Here is a 23,340-nt window from a genome sequence, read left to right on the forward strand (position 1 = left end):
AGCTTCCTAAAACAGTCTTATAAAAACCACTCCCACAAAAGTCGTTTTCATAAAAAACAGCGCCAATAAAAAATCCCAAGCGATCACTTGGGATTTTTTAGACAATTTCATTAGATAAAGTACGCACTAGCTAGGCAATGTCCTAGTGTACTTCTGCCTGCCACTCATGCGCGCCAAGCTTTAGGGTCAGCGTATCACCAGCATGCAGCACCCCAACACCACTTGGCGTACCCGTCATAATCACATCACCTGCCTGTAAGCTAAAGGCATGACTGATATTGACCAGCAGCTCATACACCGGAAACAGCATCAAAGCGCTATCGCCGTCTTGCTGGAGGCTATCATTGATATACAGCTGATAGGCGACATTGCGAAAGTCGCCAAACGCTTGGGGATCGAGCCAATCAGCCAGCACACAAGCACCATCGAAGCATTTGGCGCGCTCCCATGGATGGCCTTTTGCTTTTAGCTCAGATTGCAAGTCGCGCAAAGTCAAATCCAGCCCCACCGTCACCGCACCGATGGCTTGCTTTGCTTCCTCCATCGTCGCAGCAGATAAATCCGTTGCCAGCTGGATACACAGCTCGGTCTCATAGTGCGTGTCACCAAATACTGCCGGATCTGGACGGACCACGCCTTGGCGGATAGACACCACCGAAGAGGCGGGCTTCATAAACAGCATCGGCGAGGTAGGTACCTCATTGCCCAGCTCGCGAGCATGCGCGGCGTAATTGCGACCGACACAAACCACTTTACCAATCGGCGCACGCAAGCTTTGATTGGCATCGGTCATGCTCTCATCATTATTGGCATTGGCGGCGATGGCATTGACCAGCGACATATGGGGCGATTGACTCATACTCGGCTCTCACAGCAAGTTATTCACAGACATCAAAAGCAGCGATGCTGACTGATATCCTTAAGGGATGGTATTGGTCGCCACATCGGGTGGTACATAGCTGGCATGGCGATTCATACGTTTTTCAAACATTCTAAAGCTAAACAAGATCACCCACGACAATAGCAGATAAATGACACCTGCTGCAAAAAATAGCTCCATCAAGGTATAGGTTCGCGCACTGATCGTCCGCGCCACCCCTGTGATGTCCATCAAAGCGATGGTCGAGGCCAGCGCACTACCTTTTAGCATAAAGATGACTTCATTACTATAAGCAGGGATGACGATACCAAAGGCGCGCGGTAGTGTCACGCGGGTCAGCTTTTGCCACTTCGACATACCCAGCGCATCCGCAGCTTCTAGCTCGCCTACGGGAATGGCCTGAATCGCACCGCGAATGATCTCCGCCAAATACGCACTGGTGTTCATGGTAAAGGCGATGATCGCACACCAGTAAGCTTGACTGAGCACCGGCTCCCATAAAAACGAGTCGCGCACGGCCTCAAACTGACCCAGACCATAATAAATCAAAAATATCTGTACCAGCAGCGGCGTACCACGGAAAAAGAAAATATATAAAAACGGTAATACCTGTACTGCCCAATTTTTCGATAGGCGTAGCAGTGCTAAAATCAGACCAAAAAACAATCCGATGATACCTGATACCACCACCAACTGTACGGTCAGCACCGCACCACCCATCAAATCAGGGATATGGTCAAAGATGACCTGCCAATTCCAATCCATAGTCTCTCTCCTCTACCCTATGGTCGATTGACGTTGTGTTGACTGACGGCTGATTTTTTTGGCGTAGCGCGCCGCTGGATTGGCACGCCACTCAAGCCACATCATAAAACCGGTAATCAACATGGTCAGACCCAAATAAATAATGGCCGCCGCCATATAAAACGTAAATGGCTGCTGTGTCGACTGCGCGGCCCGCGAGGACTGATACATGATGTCTTTGAGACCCACAACCGAGACCAGCGCTGTGTCTTTGAGCAATACCAAAAACAAATTGCCCAAACCTGGCAAGGCAATCTGCCACACTTGCGGCAAGGTGATACGATAAAAAGTCTGCAGCGGACGCATACCAATCGCTTGCGCGGCCTCGCGTTGCCCGACTGGAATCTCTTGAATCGACATGCGAAAAATTTCGGTGGCATAAGCACCAAAGGCAATCGAGAGCGCCATGACCCCGCCCCAAAACGCGCTAATCTCGATATAATCGTTATAGCCGAATTTTTTGAGGATGCTCATCAGCAGTATGGAGCCGCCATAATAAATAAACAGCACCAACAACAGCTCAGGTATGCCGCGCATCGTGGCAGTATAGACAGTCGCCAGCTTACGCAGCACCCAGATATTGGACATCTTTGCTGTCGCGCCGAGCAGGCCCAAAGCCATGCCGATGACTAGGCTAGTCAGCGCAAGCTTTATGGTGACGGTAGCGCCGCTTAATAAAAGCGCGCCAAATCCTTGTAAATCAAACACAATTATCCACTCAGTCTCTTTATATTAGCAAGTTGCAAAATATGAGTTAAAAGAATCAGCATCAATAGCTGAGCGCGGCTGATAGTCGTATAAAAAACCGCATAGACGGGCGGTTTTTTGCGTCATAGAGTGACGTGATATTCATACGACTATGGCGACGGTAATTGACACAGTAGAAATGAGCGCTGATTTTATCATATTCGCTCGCCGCTATGTTAATACTCAGACGTAAAAGCGTTGCCTAAATAGACACTTATCAGGATAAATAGCAAACAAATCAGATAGATTTGATAAAAGTCGACCTTTTTTTGCAGCCATAAAGCACTGATCTGCCCAAAACAAAAAAGACATCGCCACTGGCAATTCAATGGCAATGTCCTTGTGCTGACTAATTAATAGCTAATAACCTTATAATGATCTTATAAAGACAACCACGCCATAGAATATCTCAGCAGACCTGTGGTTTTACCAAGCAGGGGCGACAAGCTTACTGCGCTGCGTCATCTACTGCTGGCGTTGCCACTGCACTGGTAGGCACGGCAAAGTATTTTTCATTGATTTTATCATAAGTGCCATTGGCCTTGAGATTGGCCAGCGACTGATTGATTTTGGCTTGCAAGGCTTCATCGTTAGGACGCACGGCAATCGCAAAGTTATCATTGATATCGATCTCCTCGCCTTTGAGCGCATAATTGCTACCTGATGGCGAGCTAAGCCACTCTAGCGCTGGCAGTTTATCAGAGATCATAGCATCGACGCGATCTGAGCCCAAATCCAAAAAGGCATTACTCAAGGTGTCATACAGCTTGATATCGGCCTTTGGATAGGCGTTCTCCAGCCACTGCGATGAGATGGTCGAGCGCTGAGCGGCGATAGAGTGCGCATTGATGTCGCTGCTATTGGTAGGATCAAAGCTGCTGTCTTTTTTGGCCAAAAACACCAGCGCATTACTAAAGTATGGCTCGGTAAATGCCACCTGCTTGGCGCGCTCAGGCGTGACCGACATCGCCGCGACGATGGCATCGTACTTACCTGCCTTGAGTCCTGGAATGATACCATCCCAGTCTTGCGCCATGATCTCACACGTCATCTGCATATCAGCGCAGATGGCATTGGCGATATCGACATCAAATCCACCAAGGCTGCCATCAGCATTGGTATAGTTGAACGGCGCATAAGCACCTTCGGTACCGATACGCAGTACCTCACCTGTCACGGCAGCGGCGGCTGTGTCTTGAGGGTCATCAGAGGCGGTTTCGTTTTGACCAGTACCACAACCGACCAACGTAACAAGCGCACTTATCGCGATAAATGGTGCTAAACAATGTCGGACGCTGATAGAGCTTTTGGCAAGTACAGTGGCGACGGCGAGGCGTTGGTCAAAACGATTATTCATGATCATCCTTGAGAGTCGTGATAAAAACAATACCCATCGCTACCCTGCGCCAGCAGTCACAGAGATGACCCTATGCGCCCAAATAGCGATGAGCGGTAAGATTAGTTCGTTGCGGCTTCTGCTTGCTCTTGGTCAGCGATGACCGCATTGGCATCGACATCGCCATCATCAACGACCAGCACTTCTTCCACACCTTCTGTGGCGACGGCTTTTTGCGCAGCGGCGGTTGAGCTGGTACCAAAATAACTGCCCGTGATTTGATCGTAGGTGCCGTTGGCTTTTAGCTCAGACAAGGCTTTGTTAAACTTCGCTACTAGCGGATCGCCTTTACGAAAAGCAATACCCATCGCATCATCGTCGCTGCTGATCTCATTGCCTTTGACTTCGTAGTTTTGCCCAGCTTCTGTTTTTAGCCAGTCAATACCTGTCACTTTATCAGACATCATACCGCGCACGCGACCTGAGGTAAGGTCTAGATATGCGTTGTCTTGTGTGTCATAGAGTTTGATATCCGCATCGCTGTGCTCATCTTGTAGATACTGTGAGGCAACGGTTGAGCGCTGAGACGCAATCGGCTGGCCTTTTAGCGCATCGATAGCGAGGTCATCGCCTTTTTTACCGATCAAGATGATACCGCTGTGAAAGTAAGGGTCACTAAAATCCACCACTTCTTTACGCTCAGGGGTGATAGACATACCCGCGATGGCGGCATCAAATTTTTGTGCATTGAGACCTGGGATCAAGCCATCCCAGTCTTGTGAGATGACTTCACATTCTGCTTTCATTTGCGCACATAAGGCATCGACCAGTTCAATCTCATAGCCGATCAGTTTGCCATCAGCATCGGTATAGCTAAAAGGCTTGTAGCTCGATTCGGTGGCGATTTTGATGTTTAACGGGGCGTCTGCTGCATCTGCCTCGGCGCTGTCTGCTGGTGCCGAGCTATTGTTACAGCCTGCCAGCATTAGCATGGCCGCGCTTAGTGGCGCAAGCCAAAGGGCTTTTTTGCTCATAGAGCGAGTCATTGAAATTGTCATAGGGTTATTCCTTAATATATTTACCAGCCGTTTGTCACTCATGACTTATGGGTTACTGTTTATTTATAAGGCGGGTCAGTATTCGTTTGCTGACACACCCGACAGCTTATTGACCAAAATTCATCTGCTCAAGACGCGCCAATTCACCGTTGCTACGGATTTCGCTCAGGGCTTTGTTAAAGTCTTCTTTGAGTGAGTCACCTTTGCGCACGGCAATGGCAATATTATCGTCATTGTCAATTTCATCGCCTACAATACCAAAGCCTTCGGTATTGTCTGCCAGCCAAGATTTGGCTGAGACTTTCTCGGCCAATACCGCATCGCTACGGCCTGATTTTAGGTCCAAATAAGCGTTGTCGTAGTTGTCGTACAACTGCACGGTGTTGCCGTCTTTGCCTTCGTAGTTATCTTGTAGATAAGCGCCAGGCGTGGTCGAGCGCTGACCACCGAGCGTGAGGTTTTCGACCGAGGTCGGATCAAAGCTACCATCGGTTTTGGTCAGCCAAACCATGGTGTTGGCAAAGTATGGCTCGCTAAAGTCTACTTTTTCTTGGCGCTCAGCGGTGATAGACATACCTGCGATTACCGCATCGTATTTTTGTGCCAATAGACCTGGGATAATACCGTCCCATTCTTGAGCGACGATTTCACAATCCGCCTGCATTTGCTCGCATAGCGCATTGGCCACATCGATATCAAACCCGCCCAAGCTGCCATCGGCATTGGTATAGTTAAAAGGAGGGTAAGCGCCCTCGGTGGCGATACGAATGGTCTTGCCAGCAGTTTCTGCTGCCGGTGCGTCAGCATTGGTATCAGCAGTTTCATTGGCTGGTTGGCTACAAGCGCTCAGCATCAACGCTGCAGTAACGGTCATCGACGACCATAATAGGCGAGAATTCGACATCATACATTCCTTAAATTCTGATGAGTTTTTGATATAGGGTTCTGATATTTTGTTCTCTGACGTCCCTGCCAGACAAGCAATATAGATAGCAGAATAGACAGACAACCGTCATGCACGGCCGCCTATAAACCTTCTGATAATACCTGAGTAAAATATCAAAAACAAACGTTTTACATACGGACTGTTATTGTTGAGAAATAAACCATTAATGCTAATGACCACATAGCCATGACTAAAAATCATGACCAAGCGTTAGATTTTATTATAGAGGTGATTGTCAGGCTTAGTTAATTAGTTAACTCGCTTTAGGACAGCAACGGCCGCGCTGCCCTAATTTTTTAATGCTATTTTAGTTTTGTAATACAGTGCATAGCAGCCATGCGGCTAGTTTTGGCGATGAGAGGACATAAAGTCCTTGACGCGCTCAGAGGTAGGATTGTCAAATACTTGCTCAGGCGTGCCGATTTCCTCAATGACGCCTTGGTGTAAAAACACCACCTTACTTGAGACTTCGCGAGCAAAGCGCATTTCGTGAGTGACAATGAGCATGGTACGCCCTTCTTCTGCCAGCTCGCGCATCACCGCCAGCACCTCATTGACCAGCTCAGGATCGAGCGCCGAGGTCGGCTCATCAAACAGCAGTACTTGCGGCTGCATGGCAAGCGCGCGAGCGATGGCGACACGCTGACGCTGACCACCAGAGAGATTGGCCGGATAGGCGTCTTTTTTGTCAAGCAGCCCTACTTTGTCGAGCAGTTTTTCGGCATCACTGATGGCTTGATCTTTTTTGATTTTTAGGACCTGCGTCGGGCCTTCGATGATGTTTTGCAAAATGGTCTTGTGCGGCCACAAGTTAAAGTTTTGAAAGACAAAACCCACGCGCGCGCGCAAGCTTTCTAACTGCTTGATATCTGCCGCTTGTAGCTCGCCTGATTTGGCAGGCTTTAGCATCAGCTCTTCATCACCGATGAATATACGACCTTGATTGGGCTTCTCTAATAGGTTAATACAGCGCAGCAACGTAGATTTTCCTGAGCCGGACGAACCCAAAATCGAGATAACATCGCCATCATAGGCGGTGAGCGACACCCCTTTTAGCACTGCTAATGAGCCGTAGCTTTTATGGATATCTTGTAAATCTAAGGCGATAGGCCGAGTCGGATTTTTTGCAGTATCAAGCATGGTTTAGCAGACTTCCAATAAATATGAGTGAAAACACGAATAAAAATGTGCCATTGTCTCTTATTCCGCAGCAAAAAGGCAAATATTATCTATGTCAGGTACCTAAGCGTTTGGCCCGTGCACCACGTTGGCCGCCCTTTACCCACATAAAAAAACCCAGTCTGCATCGACAGCACTGGGCGCTATTTTATCACTTTAGCAGGCTCGGCGTGCTGTTATCTTATCGCCTTTGACGCCTACTTGCTTTGATGCCTACTTATCTGCAAAAAACATCAGGCACCACCTATCATCTAATCCTCTTGTCTAATTATCTTGTCTAGTCAGACCGCTTAATAAGTCGAGATGTGCTCTGAACTCTCTGTACCATCCAGCACTTCGGCATCGTCAGCAGTTGCCACCGCGACATCGTCATTGTCACCTACCGCCATTGCGTCGTCGACACTGGTATCAGCACTTGCCACTGCCACATCATCAGAAGACTCTGCAGTCGCAACACCCGTCGCCTCGGTCTCTACTGTGGTTTGCGCGTCGACAGCAGGCTCGGTCTCCATCGGCGCATCGTCTTTTTTGCCACAAGCGCTGAGTGTCAAGGCGGCCGCCACCAATCCAACGGTTAGCCATTTTTTGTCCATTTTATAGAGCATAGCCATGTCATTCTTCCTCATTAGTACAGAGTATATTGATTTATTTGACAGGGGCATTGGCGTTCGGCCGCCCCTACTTGACCCTTCACTATACTGATGATGTCGTTTGACTACCTTAGTAGTTACAGCGCAATTGTGTTAAAAACAGGTAACTGTCATGTAAGCGCCCATGGCAAACCGCTGAAAGTCGACAAATAGATGCGGTCAAGCGGGCGCTGTTCACAAAATCGTCTTTACTATCGAGGCAATCTCCTCTATGTTAAATAGCACAATGCCATCTGAGCATTTAACCTTCTATATTTGTTAAACTTTTGCCTTGCTAGGCGCTTTTATTATTTATGGCATTGATCGCCCTGTCAGACACTGATAACCATAAGGACATATTTATGACTCAAACCACTACCACAGACGTTACCACTTATATGCAAACGGTCGGCAAGCAAGCGCGCGCCGCCTCACGCGCCCTCGCGGCAGCCAATACTGGCGATAAGAACGCGGCGCTGATGGCGATTCATGACGTACTCAAAAACGCCAAATCAGACATCTTGGCCGCCAACAAAATCGATATGGACAACGGTCAAAAAAACGACTTGGACACCGCGCTACTAGATCGCCTTGAGCTAAACGACGCGCGCTTCGATGGTATGCTACAAGGCCTAAAAGACGTTGCGGCATTGCCTGACCCTATCGGTGAGGTCACTGACATGACCTACCGCCCCTCTGGTATTCATTTAGGCAAAATGCGCGTCCCCCTCGGTGTGGTCGGTATGATTTATGAGTCGCGCCCCAACGTCACCTTAGAAGCCGCCTCACTGGCGCTAAAATCAGGTAACGCCATCATCTTGCGCGGTGGCTCTGAGGCTTTTGAGTCCAATCAAGCACTTGCCAAATGTATCCTACAAGGACTAAAAAAGGTCGGCCTATCTGAGCACAGTGTGCAGGTCTTACAAACAACGGATCGCGCGGCAGTCGGTGAGCTGATCACCATGACAGACTACGTCGATGTCATCGTACCTCGCGGCGGCAAAGGCTTGATCGAGCGCATCAGCCGCGATGCCAAAGTACCGGTCATCAAGCACTTAGATGGTAACTGCCATACCTTTATCGATAGCAATGCCGATGCCGAAACGGCCATTAAAGTCAGTGTCAATGCCAAGACCCATCGTTATGGCACCTGTAATACCATGGAGACACTATTGGTCGATGAGCATGTCGCAAGTGAGCTGTTGCCAAAGATTGCCGAAGCCATCATAAAAGCGGATGACGCCATGCAACTGCGCCTTGATAATAAGTCACAAGCCATCTTAAATGACAATGCGACCTTGCAAGGTCATCTATCAGCAGCCACTAGCGAGGACTGGGATACCGAGTATCTGGCCCCTATCTTGGCGGTTAAGGTGGTATCTGGTATCGACGAGGCCATTGAACATATCAACACCCATGGCAGCCATCATACCGACGTTATCATCACCGACAACTATACCAAGTCGCAGCGCTTTATCCGTGAGGTGGATTCGGCCAGTGTGATGATCAATGCTTCTAGCCGTTTTGCCGATGGTTTTGAGTATGGCTTGGGTGCTGAGATTGGTATCTCAACCGACAAAATCCACGCGCGCGGCCCTGTAGGGCTCGAAGGCCTGACCTCACAAAAATGGATCGTCTATGGTCACGGCGAGACGCGCGCGTAACTTATCACATATTTATCGACCACTTATCAAAGGTGAATTGGACGCAAACCTATCATCCATCGCCTAACTTAACGTATAATCCACCAAAAACGTCAGCTAAGTTGCTGGCGTTTTTTATTAAATTGCTACTGTGTGGCATTCAGCAGCCAGCGATAGTAAACAAAAAATAACTTTTATCTATTTAGGGTGTGTCCTCATTTTAAAAATGGCGATAAAAATGAGATAAATCGCCGTCGAACAAGGAAAATAGCGCAGATAATATCGAGATATTAGTCAGCTATTTGACACCGTTTGGCCAGATTTAGCCATTTTTAGCCCATTTAGATGACTATCGATCGAATTGAGGACACGCCCTAGCATATTCTTACCGCGTTATTACCTTGATATCCGCCATGAGCAAGGTATTGATTTTGAGCCGAACTTACGATATAAACCCACCCTTTGATAACGTTTTGCTCACGTCCGTATCGGTTGTGGCGCAAACCATCATGCGATAGGCTTTGCTGAGATCAGCAATCATGTGATAAGTAGTCCCATCATGTGATGAGTAGTCAATGGCTTCCAACGACCTAAAGGACGATGCCCTTATGCAAAGCGGCAAGCAAAACAATAACAGCCCACGTGCCACGTTATTTGGTGTGTTGGCTCTGATTGTCGCGGCGATTTATTTTTTCGCTGATATAAATGCTGCTATAAATACTGGGGCATTGGTCGATCGCTCTGAAGGTGCTGCGGTCACCGAGTATCGCGATAGCGCCGAGCCTGATCCGAGTATCGATTCGGCTGCCCTATCGCGGCCAGCTAACAGCGCCGACCCTATCACCGGTGACGCACAAATAGACCATACCATCGCGCTGATTCGACAAGGCGGGCCGTTTCCTTATCCGCATAAAGACGGCTCGACTTTTTATAACCGTGAAGGCAGGCTACCGATACAGACGCAAGGCTATTACCGTGAGTACACTGTGCCCATGCCCGGCATATCGCACCGCGGTGCTAGGCGTATCGTCACAGGCGGTCATCCGCCCACCATCTACTATCTGACCGTGGACCACTACGATAGCTTTCGCAAACTGGAAGTAAAATAACATGAGCCAAGCCATTTACTATGTCAATCCTGACAGCGCCGAGCACGATAGGGCGCTACAGCAGGCAACTGTCATCCCTATCGCTGACGTACTCAACAAGCACACGTTGCTGAGCAGTCTGGCAGCAGCGTGCCACTTTCCCAGTTATTTTTCGTACAACTGGGACAGCGCTTGGGACTGTTTGACCGACAGCGATGTGACCAAGCTGGTGCTGGATTTGACGACGGTAACCGACATAACGACTAAAGACTTTTCGATGTTTCAACGCATCATTGAGGACGCCTATAAAGAGTTTGGCAAGCCGCAACTGTGGGTCATAACACCGCCGACAGACTCCGCTTAACCAAAAATCATCACCAAACCTGAATTCGAGATAAAGCCATATTTATCCCGAATTCAGGTTAATTTATTTTTATAGAAAGGATTAACGTATGGAAATTACCTTAAACGGCTATTACACGCTGATACTGGCCACTTTAGTGCTGCTAATGGGGCGCTTTTTGGTCAAAAGGATTAAATTCTTAGAAGACTTTAATATTCCAGAACCAGTGGCTGGCGGCTTGGTCGCGGCAATCGTGGTCTATATTCTCAATATGGTGTGGGGCTATACTTTCAACTTTCATCAGGGACTCCAAACCGCGACCATGCTGATGTTTTTTGCCTCCATCGGTCTCAGTGCTGATTTTAGTCGCCTAAAAGCTGGTGGCACACCGCTGCTGATTTTTACGATCGTGGTGTCGGTGTTTATCGTGCTACAAGACATCGTGGGCGTTGCTATGGCCAGCGTGTTGGGACTCGATCCTCTGCTTGGGCTGGTGACAGGTTCCATCGCTCTGACGGGCGGACATGGCACCGCAGGCGCTTGGGGCATTACGCTAGAAGAAGACTATGGCGTGGTGGGTGCGACCACGCTTGGTATCGCAGTGGCCACTTATGGTCTGGTCGCAGGCGGTATCATCGGTGGCCCTGTGGCGCGCCGCCTGATTCGGCGGCTCGGTCTCAAGCCAACCCCTGCCAATCCCAACCCTAGTGATATCGAAAAAGTCGCTGGGGCGCAATCGCTATATAGCACCAAACATGATGAAGACTCTGCACACAGCAACAAAGAAATCTTTGAAAGACCTGACAGTATGCGTTTTATCACCGCCTCCTCGACCATTGAGACGTTGGCGCTATTTGCAGCCGCTTTGGCGTTTGCCGATGTGATGACGCTGCTGGCCGCCGATACTTGGTTTGAGCTACCTACCTTCGTTTGGGCGCTGGCAGGCGGTGTTATCATTCGTAATGTGCTCACCACTTTATTTAACTTCGATATGTTTGATCGCTCAATCGATGTGTTTGGTAATGCCTCTTTGAGCTTGTTTTTGGCCATGGCGCTATTGTCTCTCAAGCTATGGCAGCTGACTGATCTGGCAGGCCCTGTGCTGATCATCCTATTGGTGCAGACCGCTATTATGATCATCTATGTTTACTTGATTACCTTTAAGGTCATGGGCAAAGACTATGACGCGGCGGTGTTATCAGCAGGGCACTGCGGGTTTGGTATGGGTGCGACGCCGACGGCGATTGCCAACATGCAGGCGGTCACTGATCGTTACCTGCCTTCGCCTAAGGCGTTTTTGATTGTGCCGATGGTTGGGGCGTTCTTTGTCGATATCGTCAACGCCACGATATTACAAATATTTATCAAACTGCCGTTTATGTAAGCTATTTAATCAAAAGTTAACCTGAATTGCGCTTTATAAGCCTCGATTATTTTTATAATCGGGGCTTTTTTGGGCGTTTGAGGTTTTTTTGGACGTTTAATATAAAAAAGCATAGCGCTAACAGTACCTAACCCGGTCGTTACGCAACTTCTAATGACACAAAACCCATCAGCCGTTATCAATACCTTATAAAAATAATGAGGCATACTATGTTGATATTTGCAGTGATTGTTGTGGTATCCGGCGCTCTGATTATCGGAGCACTATGGGGGCTTTATGGCCGCTTGCCAAGCTGGTTTGAGGGGAATTTATTGGCGGTCGCTGGTGGCGCGCTAATGATATCAGTGGTCATCGAGCTGGTACAGCCGGCAGTGACTGACAGCGGGGTTTGGATTACCGCAGCTTTTGCCCTGTTGGGCGCAGTGGTATTTGCGAGTGTCGATTATCTACTCGATGAAAAGCTCAATGCCGATGGCGGCTCGGGGCTGCTGGCAGCCATCACTCTCGATGGCATCCCAGAAAACCTAGCGCTGGGTGTGGCATTGATCAGCGGCAACGTCATGCAAGTGGCGGCTCTGGCCGGCTCTATTTTGTTATCGAACCTGCCAGAAGCAGCAGGCGGTGCCAAAGAAATGCGCCGTAACGGTGCCAGCAATAAAAAAGTGCTGATGCTATGGGTTGGGGCCGCAGCTTTATTATCACTGGCGGCTATCTTGGGCAAGATACTGCTAAAAAATGTCGATGACGCCGTTATTAGTGCGATCAATTGCTTTGCCGCAGGGGCAGTCATTGCCTCTTTGGCCACCGAGGTCTTCCCGACCGCCTTTAAACGCAGCAACCATTGGGCGGGTATTAGCACCACCATTGGCCTCATCTTAGCATTGGCTCTAAACCAGCTTGGTGGCTAAAAAGTGTGTTAGGTAACTTTGCACTATCAAGTAATATCGGCAGAGAGTTTTTTAAAGTGACGGATTGCATAACTTAGTACATATAGACGTTTAGTTCGCATAAACTGACCACTTAAAAAATAAACGCCAGTGCAATAAAAAACCGCCTAGCCATTAAGCTAAGCGGTTTTTTTCAACCTAACGGTAAAAATCAAGCAATCGAAAATTACTGGTTTTTTTCGTAAACTGGTAACTCTTTACAGATGGCTTCTACTTTGCCGCGTACTTCAGCAGCGACTTTTTCGTCACCGCGGCTGTCTAGTACGTCACAGATCCAGCCTGCCAACCCGCCTGCTTGTGCTTCGTTAAAGCCGCGCGTGGTAATCGCTGGCGTACCGATACGGATACCAGAGGTAACAAACGGCGATTTTGGATCGTTTGGTACAGCGTTTTTGTTCACAGTAATGTGGGCATCACCAAGCCATTTGTCTGCTTCTTTACCCGTCATTTCTTGCTTGACTAGGCTGATGAGCATCAAGTGGTTTTCAGTACCGCCAGAGATGATTTCATAGCCACGCTCTTGGATGACTTTTGCCATTGCTTGGGCGTTTTTGACCACTTGCTGCTGATAGGTTTTAAAGTTGTCTTCTAGCGCTTCTTTAAAGCAAACCGCTTTTGCCGCGATGACGTGCATGAGCGGGCCACCTTGGTTGCCTGGGAAGACAGCAGAGTTTAGCTTTTTCGCCAGCTTCTCATCACGCGCCAAGATCATACCTGAGCGCGGGCCGCGTAGGGTTTTATGCGTGGTGGTGGTGACCACATCGGCAAAGGGCACTGGGCTTGGGTAAACGCCGCCTGCAACCAGACCCGCCACGTGTGCCATATCAACCAGCAAGTACGCGCCCACTTCGTCGGCGATATCACGGAAACGCTGCCAATCAACGACTTGTGAATACGCGGAAAAACCTGCGATGATCATCTTTGGCTTGTGCTCACGAGCCAGAGCATCAACTTGATCATAGTCGATCAGACCAGTGCCTTCGACGAGGCCATACTGTACGGCGTTGTAGTTCAGGCCTGAGAAGTTGATGTGCGCGCCGTGAGTCAAGTGACCACCAGCGTCTAGGCTCATACCAAGTACGGTGTCATTGGCCTCTAGCAAAGCCAAAAATACAGCAGAGTTTGCTTGGCTACCAGAGTGCGGCTGGACGTTGACGTATTCTGTACCAAACAGCTCTTTTGCGCGATCGATGGCCAATTGCTCGATCACATCGACGTGCTCACAGCCGCCGTAGTAACGCTTGCCTGGATAGCCTTCCGCGTATTTGTTGGTTAGATCGGTGCCTTGTGCTTCCATGACTGCTTGTGAGCAGTAGTTTTCTGAGGCAATAAGCTCGATATGGTTTTCTTGACGCACGCTTTCGGCGGCCATGGCTTCTGCAAGTACTGGATCAAACTCTTTGATAGAAATATCTTTAAACATAATAATGTCCTAGGTAGTGGCTATCGTTAATGGTAGTGTTTATCGAAAAGAAGCGAGTAGCAAAAGGAGGTAAAACAGGCAAGCACAGGCAATTGGCCTGTCATTGACGTGTCTATATCGACAATCAAATCGACACGCAGGCGTCGATATCATCGCTAAAGTTTAAGTGTAACATGAAAATTTGTATGGTGAGCGCAAAAAAACCTCACGCTAAGCTGAACAAATTAAATGGCCTTATAACGCAAATAAATAGCCAATAAAATAAAGTATTTATCACGGTATATTTATATGCTTGGATATAAATTTTTCTGTTCTCTGTTGCAGCCTATCTGTGATTGTCTATTTTGGCTGAACGCGGGCAAAAACGTCTCGCTGATCAGCAGCGTACGCCCATACCAGTCATAACGCGTTTGCCGTTGCCAGCCTTTGGCCGTCTGCGAGATAAAACGCTGATTGGGCAAGGTGCGGCTGCGCTTAAATAACACATAACCGATGGGCGTACCCTTGAGCTGCTGCAAACGGCGAGCGCGGCCTTTAAGACTGGGCAACGGAAAGATGCTCTGCGCCTCGACCCACGGCTGCTCATCATTGCCATATAGGTACACCTCGCGTACCCACGCCAGCATCGGCCGATTTAGCTGCGCGCCTCGTACACCCAGCTGGCGTTTTTGTGCCAATGTCAGCGCGCGATAGCCCTCAAAGCGGCGCTCAACGCGCAAGGGCTGCCGAGCTTTTACCTCAAGTACAGCAGTCAAAGAGCCTTCGACATTGAGCCAAGCGTGTAGATCGGCGGGCGGCGGTACAGGGCAAAACAGAGAATTATTAGGCATAATAAGCGGCTAATGATGACGGATAAAAGACAGATAAAAGACAGATAAAAAATAGATGAGAGCAGCGCTAGCGACTGGCATCAGCGGCGGGCATATTATCAGCATTGAACGGTAAGGCGTCAAATGCTCGCCGGCGATACTCAGCCATATGCTCTCTGTCTCTACGGCAAAAATCCGCAATCGCTGGCACAAACCGCCCATCATAAACGCGGTGCAACGAGTGGGTGGTCGTCGGTACAAAACCGCGAACCAGCTTATGCTCGCCTTGCGCCCCTGGATCAAAATAGCTCAAACCCTGCTCGATAGCAAACTCGATGCCTTGATAATAGCACAGCTCAAAATGCAAGCTATCATAGTCCGCCAGCGCGCCCCAATAGCGTCCGTATAAAGTCGCGCCTTTGCTATCGGGCTTATCGTACAAAAACAAACTACTGGCAATGATATCACCATGCGCATCACGCGCTTGAGCCAGCATCAGGTGCTCAGGCATACTCGCGGCCAACGCCATAAAAAAATCTAACGTTAAGTAAGGCTGCTGACCGCGCACCGCATAGGTCATCACATAGCAATGATAAAAAGCATGCCAGTCCTCCTCACAAATCGCATCACCGCATTTACGCTGACAACGGATGCCTTGCTCGCCGACCTTGCGGCGCTCAGCGCGGATGGTCTTGCGCTTTTTGGCTCTTAACGTTGCCAAAAACGCCTCAAAATCTGCAAATGGCTGCGCGCCTTTTAATAAGTCTTGGTTTTGCCACAAAAACTGACAGCCCTGACGCTCCAGTAAAGGTATGTCGATGGCCGCCGCTGCGCCGCCCTGCTCTTGCGCTGCCAGTGCACTTATGACATCGCTATCTGTCGGCATGGCGGCAGCTACAATATCGGCCAGCTCAGGCGTGACAAACAGTCCATGCCAGCTTGACGCACCCACATGCTGAGCAATATCATCTACGCCTGCTAGGGCAGTTCTAATGATATCGGCACGCAGGCGCTCGCCATCAGCCAGCCAAAACCGCTGACCGGTAATCGGCGTATAAGGTACGCTACTGACCAGCCGCGGATAGTAGTCGACACCATAGCGCGCGTAGGCCTCTGCCCAAGCATGATCAAACACAAACTCACCGCGGTGGTGACCCTTAATAAAGACTGGCAGCACCGCTATAGGATGCGTGGCGGATACCTTGTCGCCTGCAGCTAATGCCTTATTGTCACCGTCAGAGTGTGCCTTGCTGTTTTTGATGTCAGCGGCGTTTGGCGGCGTTGTACCCTCATCGACCTGATGGATCAAGACATATATCGGTAGCCAGCCTGCCTGCTCACCGATGGCGCCCGTGTCTGCCAGCGCTTGCCAAAAATCAAAGGACATAAAAGGCGTGTCTGGCGTTTGCCACTCTGCCATCTGCTGCCAGCTGGTATCACTCATCAGTGCGTATTTTAAACGTATGCTCATGGTCACTCTAGCCGCTCTATGTGTGTCAATGTTTTATTTAGGGCGTATATCAGTCAATCACTTATAAGAGACAGCCAAACATGGTGAGATGCCTGCTCGCGTCAAAACGGCAGCAAATATCAGCCATCGCCGCTTTAGCTCAGGTTTGTCGCTATATGTGAGACATAGGTATGCCCTCACCTACAATAGCCTAGCAAATTTTTGCCGGTTTGCTGTCACAATTTGCAAAGCACACTCACCACTTTATAAAAACCACTGACAGTAAAGGCGCGGTTTTAGAGCGACGCTTGATAATCAGAATGGATAATAGAGATTTGGGAATCTGGCAAATAAGAATGACACACGGTTTGGATTTACTTAATTGATAACGGGTAAGCACCCATGAAATGACAGTAATCGCTGGGAAGGGATGATATAAAAGCGGATGACTGGTAGAATAACGCTGTTCTTAGCTTAATATAATTTTGGTACATAGGACATAAGCGAAAACAGTATACTTAGTTCATGATATAGGATTGACACCGTATCGAATTTATAGTGGATCCTTTATAATATACTCTTAGCCATTTGCTTTTAGGTCGCTTTTTTTAGATGGTGATATCATCATTGCAAGCGCCTTTTGAATAAAAACCAATCAAAGCTAGCCACTACGGTTATAAAGGCTAGCCAACAGCAACAAGAAACTTAAGTAGCCTCAACCATTGCAAGAGACTACATATAATGTACTAGATCGAACCATAGCGTTTGCTATTGCATAGTATTATTTAACGATATGTCGTTTAACGATTTGTAGCATTATATTTGAGCTTTATTATTCACTACAGCCTATAGGAATATTCTACTAATATGTCAAAAATTATTTATACAAAAACTGACGAAGCCCCAGCGCTGGCGACCTTATCATTCTTGCCGATTGTCAAAGCCTTTACCAAGACAGCAGGCGTCTCTGTCGATATCAGCGATATCTCTGTGGCCGCGCGTGTGTTGGCCGAATTCCCTGAGTACCTCACTGAAGAGCAGCGCGTAGCTGACAACCTCGCAGAGCTAGGTCGCCTAACCCAAGACCCAAATGCCAACATCATCAAACTGCCGAACATCAGTGCCTCAGTACAGCAGCTAAAAGCCGCTATCAAGGAATTGCAAAGCAAAGGCTATGCCCTACCTGACTTCCCTGATGAGCCAAAAACTGAGGAAGAAGAAAGCATCCGTAAGCGCTACGGCAAAGCACTAGGTAGCTCGGTCAACCCCGTACTGCGTGAAGGTAACTCTGATCGCCGCGCGCCAAAAGCGGTCAAAAACTACGCACGCAAGCATCCGCACTCAATGGGTGAGTGGAAACAGTGGTCAAGCACCCACGTCTCACACATGCACAGCGGCGACTTTTATGACGGCGAGCAATCGATGACCCTCGACAAGGCTCGTACCGTACGTATGGAGCTGTTGCTCGAAGATGGCACCACCAAAGTCCTAAAGCCAGAGATTGCTTTGTTGGACAAAGAAGTCATCGATCTGATGTTTATGAGCAAAAAAGCGCTACTTGAGTTTTATGAGCGCGAAATGGAAGACTGCCGCGAAGCAGGTATCTTATTTTCATTGCACGTAAAAGCCACGATGATGAAAGTCTCGCATCCAATCGTCTTCGGTCATGCGGTCAGAACGTATTATAAAGACGCTTTTCAAAAACATGGTGCGCTCTTTGATGAGTTAGGCATCAACGTCAATAACGGTATGGCATCACTTTACGACAAAATCAAAGAGCTGCCAACCTCTCTACAAGAAGAGATTGAGCGCGACTTGCATGCTTGTCAAGTACATCGTCCACGTCTGGCGATGGTTGACTCCTCAAAAGGCATCACCAACTTCCACTCACCAAGCGATGTGATCGTCGATGCCTCAATGCCTGCGATGATTCGCTCAGGCGGTAAGATGTGGGGCGCAGATGGCAAAATGTATGACTGTAAAGCGGTCATGCCAGAGTCTACCTTTGCGCGTATTTATCAAGAAATGATTAACTTCTGCAAATGGCATGGCAACTTTGACCCAACCACCATGGGCACAGTACCAAACGTCGGCCTCATGGCTCAAAAAGCGGAAGAATACGGCTCACACGACAAAACCTTTGAGTCAAGCGACGCTGGTATCGCTCGTATCGTAGATGTGGATACTGGTGAAGTCCTCATGGAGCAAGCCGTCGAAAAAGGCGATATCTGGCGCATGTGTCAGACCAAAGATGCCCCGATCCAAGACTGGGTAAAACTGGCCGTACGCCGTGCCCGTGAGTCAGACACACCTGTGATCTTCTGGCTAGACCCATACCGTCCGCACGAAAACGAGCTGATCAAAAAAGTCAAAATGTACCTAAAAGACCATGACACCGATGGCCTACATATCGAGATCATGTCTCAGGTTCGCGCCATGCGTTATACCTTAGAGCGCGTCGCTCGCGGTCTAGACACCATCTCTGCTACTGGTAACATCTTGCGTGATTACTTAACAGATTTGTTCCCTATCTTAGAGCTTGGTACCAGTGCCAAGATGCTATCGGTCGTGCCACTCATGAAAGGCGGCGGTTTGTTTGAAACAGGTGCAGGCGGTTCAGCACCAAAGCATGTCGAGCAGTTGGTAGAAGAAAACCACTTGCGCTGGGACTCACTAGGCGAGTTCTTAGCCTTGACCGAATCTTTGGAGCATTTGGCCAAAAACGACAACAATGCCAAAGCGCAAGTATTGGCAGATACCCTCGACAAAGCCACAGAAAAACTGCTAATAAACAACAAGTCACCATCGCGTAAGACAGGCGAGATTGACAACCGTGGCAGCCACTTCTACCTAGCGATGTACTGGGCAGAAGAGCTAGCGGCTCAAGACAAAGATAGTGAGTTAAAAGCGCAGTTTACACCGCTGGCAGAACAACTGCAGCGTGACGAAGCGTCCATCATCAAAGAGTTAAATGATGCCCAAGGCAAGTCGGTAGATATCAAAGGCTACTACTTAGCCGATGAAAAACTGGCTGAGCAAGTGATGCGTCCAAGCACGTTGTTCAACGAAGCGATCGCCTCATTATAATCTGATGCGCCGCTGATATGCCTGAGCGCTGGGCGTAAAGGATGTATTTAAGCCTTTACGCCCACTTTTAGCATAAAAAACACCCTTTAGATCTGAGATCTAAGGGGTGTTTTTTTGTTTATTTTTAGGGTGCGTCCTTATGTAAAGACGCATTAATTAAATTGCAGACATACTCCGATGTTTAAGCGTGCATGTGCTTGATAATGGCTTTACCAAACTCAGAAGTACTCAGCAAAATAGCATCTGGCATCAACCGCTCAAAATCATAGGTCACTGTCTTATTAGCGATAGCACCTTGGATACCGCTGATGATCAAATCGGCCGCTTCCGTCCAGCCCATGTCTCGCAGCATCATCTCAGCGGATAAGATAAGCGAGCCTGGGTTGACTTTGTTTTGTCCAGCGTATTTGGGCGCCGTACCATGCGTCGCTTCATAAACCGCGATTGCGCCGCCTTTATTGGCACCTGGTGCGATACCGATGCCGCCAACTTCTGCTGCGAGGGCGTCGGATATATAGTCGCCGTTTAGGTTGAGCGTCGCCACCACTGAATAATCAGCAGGGCGCATGAGGATTTGCTGCAAAAAGGCATCAGCGATGACGTCTTTGATGACGATGTCATTGCCTGTTTTTGGGTTTTTCATCGTCATCCAAGGCCCGCCATCTAATAGCTCGGCACCGAAGCGCTCGGCGGCAAGCTCATAGCCCCAATCCTTAAACGCGCCTTCGGTAAACTTCATGATATTGCCCTTATGCACCAAGGTGACACTAGGCAGATCATTGTCGATGGCATACTGAATGGCCTTACGCACTAAGCGCTGCGAGCCTTCTTTTGAGACAGGCTTGATGCCGATACCGCAGTTATCATCAAAGCGAATCTTGGTGACGCCCATCTCTTCTTTTAAAAACTTAATGACTTTTTTAGCCTCATCACTGCCTGCCTTCCATTCGATGCCAGCATAGATATCTTCTGAGTTTTCGCGGAAGATTACCATGTCTGTCAGCTCGGGATGCTGCACTGGGCTTGGCACCCCTTCAAACCAGCGCACAGGCCGCTGGCACACATACAAATCGAGCTCTTGACGTACCGCGACATTGAGCGAGCGAAAACCACCGCCCACTGGGGTCGTCAATGGCCCTTTGATACTGATGACATAGTCTTTTAAAATCTCCAGCGTCTCGTTGGGCAAATAATCCCCATCGTATACTTTTGCCGCTTTTTCGCCGAGATAGGTCTCCATCCAAATGATGGATTTTTTGCCATGATAAGCCTTGTCTACTGCTGCATTGACGACTTTTATCATCACAGGCGTGATATCGACTCCGATACCATCACCCTCGACAAAAGGGATAATCGGATGATTGGGCACATTTAAAGACAAGTCAGCATTTACCGTGACTTTTTCGCCGTCTCTTGGGACGATCACTTTATCGTAGGACATGAGTAACACTCCTTAATGATTTAATTATGAGTTATTTAATTATATATCTTGGTCATTTATCGTACTTTTGCCAATCTGATGAGTAACTCCTTATGTCATTTACCATACTGCAAAACTTGCCTAAACCATAGAGGACAAAAACACAATTGGCTCATAACGAGCATAATTATAAAGATAGTTTATACAGCATTAACAAATCACAAGGCGTTATATGCTAGGGTTTTGATGAGATGTTACTGTATGCTGCTTCGCCATTTATTGTTTAAAATCGGATACGTGGCTATCAATGCGCTCCAATGAAACGTTGTATCGTTTTATATCGGATTGACTATAGTGCCTATCAAGATGTCAAAGACATAAAACCATAATGATAACATGGTGTTTATTCGCTGATGGGACGGTGTTATAGTCGCAGCATTCAAAACCGATACCACACCAACGGCTGCAACCGGCGCTGTTTATACTTGTTTTATACTTAATAGTACCCTTTGACCGCTTTGTCAGTTTATTTTAGGAATGTTTACACCATGCCGAGCTCTAGTCTCATTTTATTTAATAAGCCTTATGGGATGCAAAGTCAGTTCCGTGACGACAGTAATAATGACCACGCCACCCTATCGGCATACTTTACCGATAAGTCGCTGCGAGTGGCGGGCCGGCTTGATGCAACCTCAGAGGGGCTACTGATTTTGACCAGTGATGGCCGCGTCAATAAAGCCATTACCCAGCCACCATCGGCGGCGAGCTTTAAAAAAGACAAGCACAAACAAGGCAAGACCTATTTGGTACAGGTCGAGGGGATCGTAACGCCTGCACAGCTACAAGCCTTGAGCGAAGGCGTGCACCTAAAAGACGGTAAAACCTTACCTGCACTCGCCCAGATGGTCACAGAGGCGGACTTACCAATAGCCTTATGGCCCCGCAATCCGCCGATACGTGAGCGCAAAAACGTCCCAACGTCTTGGCTAATGCTGACCATCTACGAAGGCAAAAACCGCCAAGTCAGGCGTATGACCGCTCATGTGGGTCTGCCTTGTCTGCGTTTGATACGCTGGTCGGTTGCAGGGTTTGAGTTAGGCCGTTTGGGGGTCGGTGAGTTTGTCCGTATTCATCTGAATGACGAGCGCTGTCGACAATTAGGGATTGGGCACGCACTCTAAACATCATGTCTCGAACTGGTAAGGTTTATCTGTTAAGATTCAGCACATTACGGATATTATCTCATCACTCGTCTGTTTTTATCATTGCCGCTTTATAATAGGAATATGTCATGATTGCTTCTCGTCGCTTTTCTTTGCTTGCCACCAGTATTGCTGCTGCGCTGATATTAAGCGCCTGTCAGCCGGCGACTGAGGATGAGGCGACGCCTAGCGATACCGCAACGCCGCCCGTGACCGACCTAGAGGTCAACCCAGCTGATGCACAAACGGATGATGGGCTGGCAGAAGATGATGCAGCAAACGAGACTCAAATGACCGATATGCTCAGAGACTATACGAGGGCGATGACGCGTATGCACGATGAGATGATGATCGGTATGGGTTATAACGATCCTGATACCGCGTTTGCCAAAGCCATGCTTGGTCATCATCGCGGGGCGATTGAGATGGCAAAGATCCAGCTAAAACACGGGACAGATGATAGCATGCGGCAACTGGCGCAAAACGTCATTGATGCCCAGCAGCCAGAGATTGATACGTTAAATAAATGGCTTGCCAGCCACCCCGACACCGTCAAAACCAACCCGCATACAGAAGCCATGCAGCAGGCGTATGCCAGAAGCATGGATGTCTTACACGGTGATATGGTGCTTGGTATCGCCGACCCGCAGCCAGACATGGCGTTTGCTCGCGGTATGCTGCCGCATCATATCGGCGCGGTAGATATGGCCAACGTACAGCTCAAGTACGGTACTGACGAAGAGATGCGCCAGTTGGCACAAAGCATCATCGACACCCAGCAAGCTGAGATTGAGTTGATGCAAAAATGGATTGCAAGCCATAGCGCGGACACCGCTGAGACAAATACCAGTGCAGATGCGGACTCTACTACTGAGGCGTCAGACGATCATGCTCAATCGTCTCAATCTCAGCCGTCTAAGGAGCCTGCTACAGCACCTGCCGAAGATGGTGAGTCATAAATACAC

General features: G+C 48.6%; 20 protein-coding genes. 8 read left to right on the top strand and 12 right to left on the bottom strand.

Features of this window, described 5'->3' with window-relative positions; genetic code table 11:
• Window positions 1–142: 142 nt before the first annotated feature.
• The 8 genes from AADH33_RS11145 to AADH33_RS11180 form a co-directional block, all read right to left on the bottom strand.
• The gene (locus AADH33_RS11145) at window positions 143–793 is read right to left on the bottom strand and encodes a fumarylacetoacetate hydrolase family protein (RefSeq protein WP_348549984.1); all 651 of its coding nucleotides are present in this window, start codon (window positions 791–793) and stop codon (window positions 143–145) included.
• A gap of 126 nt (window positions 794–919) precedes the next feature.
• A complete protein-coding gene (locus tag AADH33_RS11150) occupies window positions 920–1,645 on the bottom strand; it encodes an ABC transporter permease (protein WP_075101738.1) in 726 nt (241 codons plus the stop codon).
• 12 nt (window positions 1,646–1,657) lie between these two features.
• Window positions 1,658–2,392, bottom strand: a complete 735-nt coding sequence (locus AADH33_RS11155) for an ABC transporter permease (RefSeq protein ID WP_075101739.1) — start codon at window positions 2,390–2,392, stop codon at window positions 1,658–1,660.
• A gap of 487 nt (window positions 2,393–2,879) precedes the next feature.
• On the bottom strand, window positions 2,880–3,788 hold the full coding sequence (locus tag AADH33_RS11160) for an ABC transporter substrate-binding protein (RefSeq protein WP_348548918.1): 909 nt from the start codon (window positions 3,786–3,788) through the stop codon (window positions 2,880–2,882).
• A gap of 101 nt (window positions 3,789–3,889) precedes the next feature.
• The gene (locus AADH33_RS11165) at window positions 3,890–4,825 is read right to left on the bottom strand and encodes a transporter substrate-binding domain-containing protein (protein ID WP_348548919.1); all 936 of its coding nucleotides are present in this window, start codon (window positions 4,823–4,825) and stop codon (window positions 3,890–3,892) included.
• 106 nt (window positions 4,826–4,931) lie between these two features.
• On the bottom strand, window positions 4,932–5,732 hold the full coding sequence (locus tag AADH33_RS11170) for a transporter substrate-binding domain-containing protein (protein WP_172953041.1): 801 nt from the start codon (window positions 5,730–5,732) through the stop codon (window positions 4,932–4,934).
• A 381-nt stretch (window positions 5,733–6,113) separates the two neighbouring features.
• Window positions 6,114–6,911: an ABC transporter ATP-binding protein gene (locus tag AADH33_RS11175; RefSeq protein ID WP_105244772.1), complete on the bottom strand. Its 798-nt coding sequence runs from the start codon at window positions 6,909–6,911 to the stop codon at window positions 6,114–6,116.
• A 329-nt stretch (window positions 6,912–7,240) separates the two neighbouring features.
• Window positions 7,241–7,561 (bottom strand): hypothetical protein, encoded by a 321-nt coding sequence (locus tag AADH33_RS11180; protein WP_348548920.1) that lies wholly within the window; start codon window positions 7,559–7,561, stop codon window positions 7,241–7,243.
• 380 nt (window positions 7,562–7,941) lie between these two features.
• Between AADH33_RS11180 and AADH33_RS11185 the strand changes: the two genes are divergently transcribed.
• The 5 genes from AADH33_RS11185 to AADH33_RS11205 all read left to right on the top strand — a co-directional run bounded on the left by AADH33_RS11185 (window position 7,942) and on the right by AADH33_RS11205 (window position 12,945).
• Window positions 7,942–9,243, top strand: coding sequence for a glutamate-5-semialdehyde dehydrogenase (locus AADH33_RS11185; protein WP_348548921.1), 1,302 nt, complete (start codon window positions 7,942–7,944; stop codon window positions 9,241–9,243).
• Window positions 9,244–9,797: 554 nt separating this feature from the next.
• Complete coding sequence (locus AADH33_RS11190) at window positions 9,798–10,331, top strand: ribonuclease domain-containing protein (protein ID WP_348548922.1); 534 nt, start codon at window positions 9,798–9,800, stop codon at window positions 10,329–10,331.
• 1 nt (window position 10,332) lies between these two features.
• Window positions 10,333–10,674: a barstar family protein gene (locus AADH33_RS11195; protein WP_348548923.1), complete on the top strand. Its 342-nt coding sequence runs from the start codon at window positions 10,333–10,335 to the stop codon at window positions 10,672–10,674.
• A gap of 88 nt (window positions 10,675–10,762) precedes the next feature.
• Window positions 10,763–12,037, top strand: coding sequence for a sodium/glutamate symporter (gltS, locus tag AADH33_RS11200; RefSeq protein ID WP_100748866.1), 1,275 nt, complete (start codon window positions 10,763–10,765; stop codon window positions 12,035–12,037).
• Window positions 12,038–12,246: 209 nt separating this feature from the next.
• Complete coding sequence (locus AADH33_RS11205) at window positions 12,247–12,945, top strand: ZIP family metal transporter (RefSeq protein WP_348548924.1); 699 nt, start codon at window positions 12,247–12,249, stop codon at window positions 12,943–12,945.
• A gap of 205 nt (window positions 12,946–13,150) precedes the next feature.
• Here AADH33_RS11205 and glyA read toward each other — a convergent pair whose 3' ends face one another.
• The 3 genes from glyA to AADH33_RS11220 all read right to left on the bottom strand — a co-directional run bounded on the left by glyA (window position 13,151) and on the right by AADH33_RS11220 (window position 16,681).
• On the bottom strand, window positions 13,151–14,407 hold the full coding sequence (gene glyA / locus AADH33_RS11210; RefSeq protein WP_348548925.1) for a serine hydroxymethyltransferase: 1,257 nt from the start codon (window positions 14,405–14,407) through the stop codon (window positions 13,151–13,153).
• Between the two features lie 284 nt (window positions 14,408–14,691).
• The gene (locus tag AADH33_RS11215; RefSeq protein WP_348548926.1) at window positions 14,692–15,237 is read right to left on the bottom strand and encodes a chorismate--pyruvate lyase family protein; all 546 of its coding nucleotides are present in this window, start codon (window positions 15,235–15,237) and stop codon (window positions 14,692–14,694) included.
• A 67-nt stretch (window positions 15,238–15,304) separates the two neighbouring features.
• Window positions 15,305–16,681: a GNAT family N-acetyltransferase gene (locus AADH33_RS11220; protein WP_348549985.1), complete on the bottom strand. Its 1,377-nt coding sequence runs from the start codon at window positions 16,679–16,681 to the stop codon at window positions 15,305–15,307.
• Window positions 16,682–17,533: 852 nt separating this feature from the next.
• Between AADH33_RS11220 and AADH33_RS11225 the strand changes: the two genes are divergently transcribed.
• A complete protein-coding gene (locus AADH33_RS11225; protein WP_348548927.1) occupies window positions 17,534–19,753 on the top strand; it encodes an NADP-dependent isocitrate dehydrogenase in 2,220 nt (739 codons plus the stop codon).
• A gap of 181 nt (window positions 19,754–19,934) precedes the next feature.
• On the opposite strand, the gene icd is transcribed toward AADH33_RS11225, so the two are convergent.
• Window positions 19,935–21,194 carry an NADP-dependent isocitrate dehydrogenase gene (gene icd / locus AADH33_RS11230; protein WP_348548928.1) on the bottom strand — a complete coding sequence of 420 codons (1,260 nt, stop codon included), beginning with the start codon at window positions 21,192–21,194 and terminating at the stop codon, window positions 19,935–19,937.
• A gap of 527 nt (window positions 21,195–21,721) precedes the next feature.
• On the opposite strand from icd, the gene AADH33_RS11235 reads away from it, so the two are divergent.
• Window positions 21,722–22,354, top strand: a complete 633-nt coding sequence (locus AADH33_RS11235; RefSeq protein WP_348548929.1) for a pseudouridine synthase — start codon at window positions 21,722–21,724, stop codon at window positions 22,352–22,354.
• A gap of 110 nt (window positions 22,355–22,464) precedes the next feature.
• A complete protein-coding gene (locus AADH33_RS11240) occupies window positions 22,465–23,334 on the top strand; it encodes a CopM family metallochaperone (protein ID WP_348548930.1) in 870 nt (289 codons plus the stop codon).
• Window positions 23,335–23,340 lie beyond the last annotated feature (6 nt).

The organism is Psychrobacter sp. KFRI-CH2-11, assembly GCF_038239325.1.
Classification (GTDB): domain Bacteria; phylum Pseudomonadota; class Gammaproteobacteria; order Pseudomonadales; family Moraxellaceae; genus Psychrobacter; species Psychrobacter celer.

Bases quoted from the DNA above. Each gene is read 5' to 3' on its own strand.
- AADH33_RS11185 (WP_348548921.1), top strand. From the start codon at position 7,942: ATGACTCAAACCACTACCACAGACGTTACCACTTATATGCAAACGGTC.
- AADH33_RS11150 (WP_075101738.1), bottom strand. From the start codon at position 1,645: ATGGATTGGAATTGGCAGGTCATCTTTGACCATATCCCTGATTTGATG.
- AADH33_RS11235 (WP_348548929.1), top strand. From the start codon at position 21,722: ATGCCGAGCTCTAGTCTCATTTTATTTAATAAGCCTTATGGGATGCAA.
- AADH33_RS11240 (WP_348548930.1), top strand. From the start codon at position 22,465: ATGATTGCTTCTCGTCGCTTTTCTTTGCTTGCCACCAGTATTGCTGCT.
- AADH33_RS11190 (WP_348548922.1), top strand. From the start codon at position 9,798: ATGGCTTCCAACGACCTAAAGGACGATGCCCTTATGCAAAGCGGCAAG.
- AADH33_RS11215 (WP_348548926.1), bottom strand. From the start codon at position 15,237: ATGCCTAATAATTCTCTGTTTTGCCCTGTACCGCCGCCCGCCGATCTA.
- AADH33_RS11175 (WP_105244772.1), bottom strand. From the start codon at position 6,911: ATGCTTGATACTGCAAAAAATCCGACTCGGCCTATCGCCTTAGATTTA.
- AADH33_RS11180 (WP_348548920.1), bottom strand. From the start codon at position 7,561: ATGGCTATGCTCTATAAAATGGACAAAAAATGGCTAACCGTTGGATTG.
- AADH33_RS11145 (WP_348549984.1), bottom strand. From the start codon at position 793: ATGACCGATGCCAATCAAAGCTTGCGTGCGCCGATTGGTAAAGTGGTT.
- glyA (WP_348548925.1), bottom strand. From the start codon at position 14,407: ATGTTTAAAGATATTTCTATCAAAGAGTTTGATCCAGTACTTGCAGAA.
- AADH33_RS11160 (WP_348548918.1), bottom strand. From the start codon at position 3,788: ATGAATAATCGTTTTGACCAACGCCTCGCCGTCGCCACTGTACTTGCC.
- AADH33_RS11165 (WP_348548919.1), bottom strand. From the start codon at position 4,825: ATGACAATTTCAATGACTCGCTCTATGAGCAAAAAAGCCCTTTGGCTT.
- AADH33_RS11195 (WP_348548923.1), top strand. From the start codon at position 10,333: ATGAGCCAAGCCATTTACTATGTCAATCCTGACAGCGCCGAGCACGAT.
- AADH33_RS11225 (WP_348548927.1), top strand. From the start codon at position 17,534: ATGTCAAAAATTATTTATACAAAAACTGACGAAGCCCCAGCGCTGGCG.
- icd (WP_348548928.1), bottom strand. From the start codon at position 21,194: ATGTCCTACGATAAAGTGATCGTCCCAAGAGACGGCGAAAAAGTCACG.
- AADH33_RS11205 (WP_348548924.1), top strand. From the start codon at position 12,247: ATGTTGATATTTGCAGTGATTGTTGTGGTATCCGGCGCTCTGATTATC.
- gltS (WP_100748866.1), top strand. From the start codon at position 10,763: ATGGAAATTACCTTAAACGGCTATTACACGCTGATACTGGCCACTTTA.
- AADH33_RS11170 (WP_172953041.1), bottom strand. From the start codon at position 5,732: ATGATGTCGAATTCTCGCCTATTATGGTCGTCGATGACCGTTACTGCA.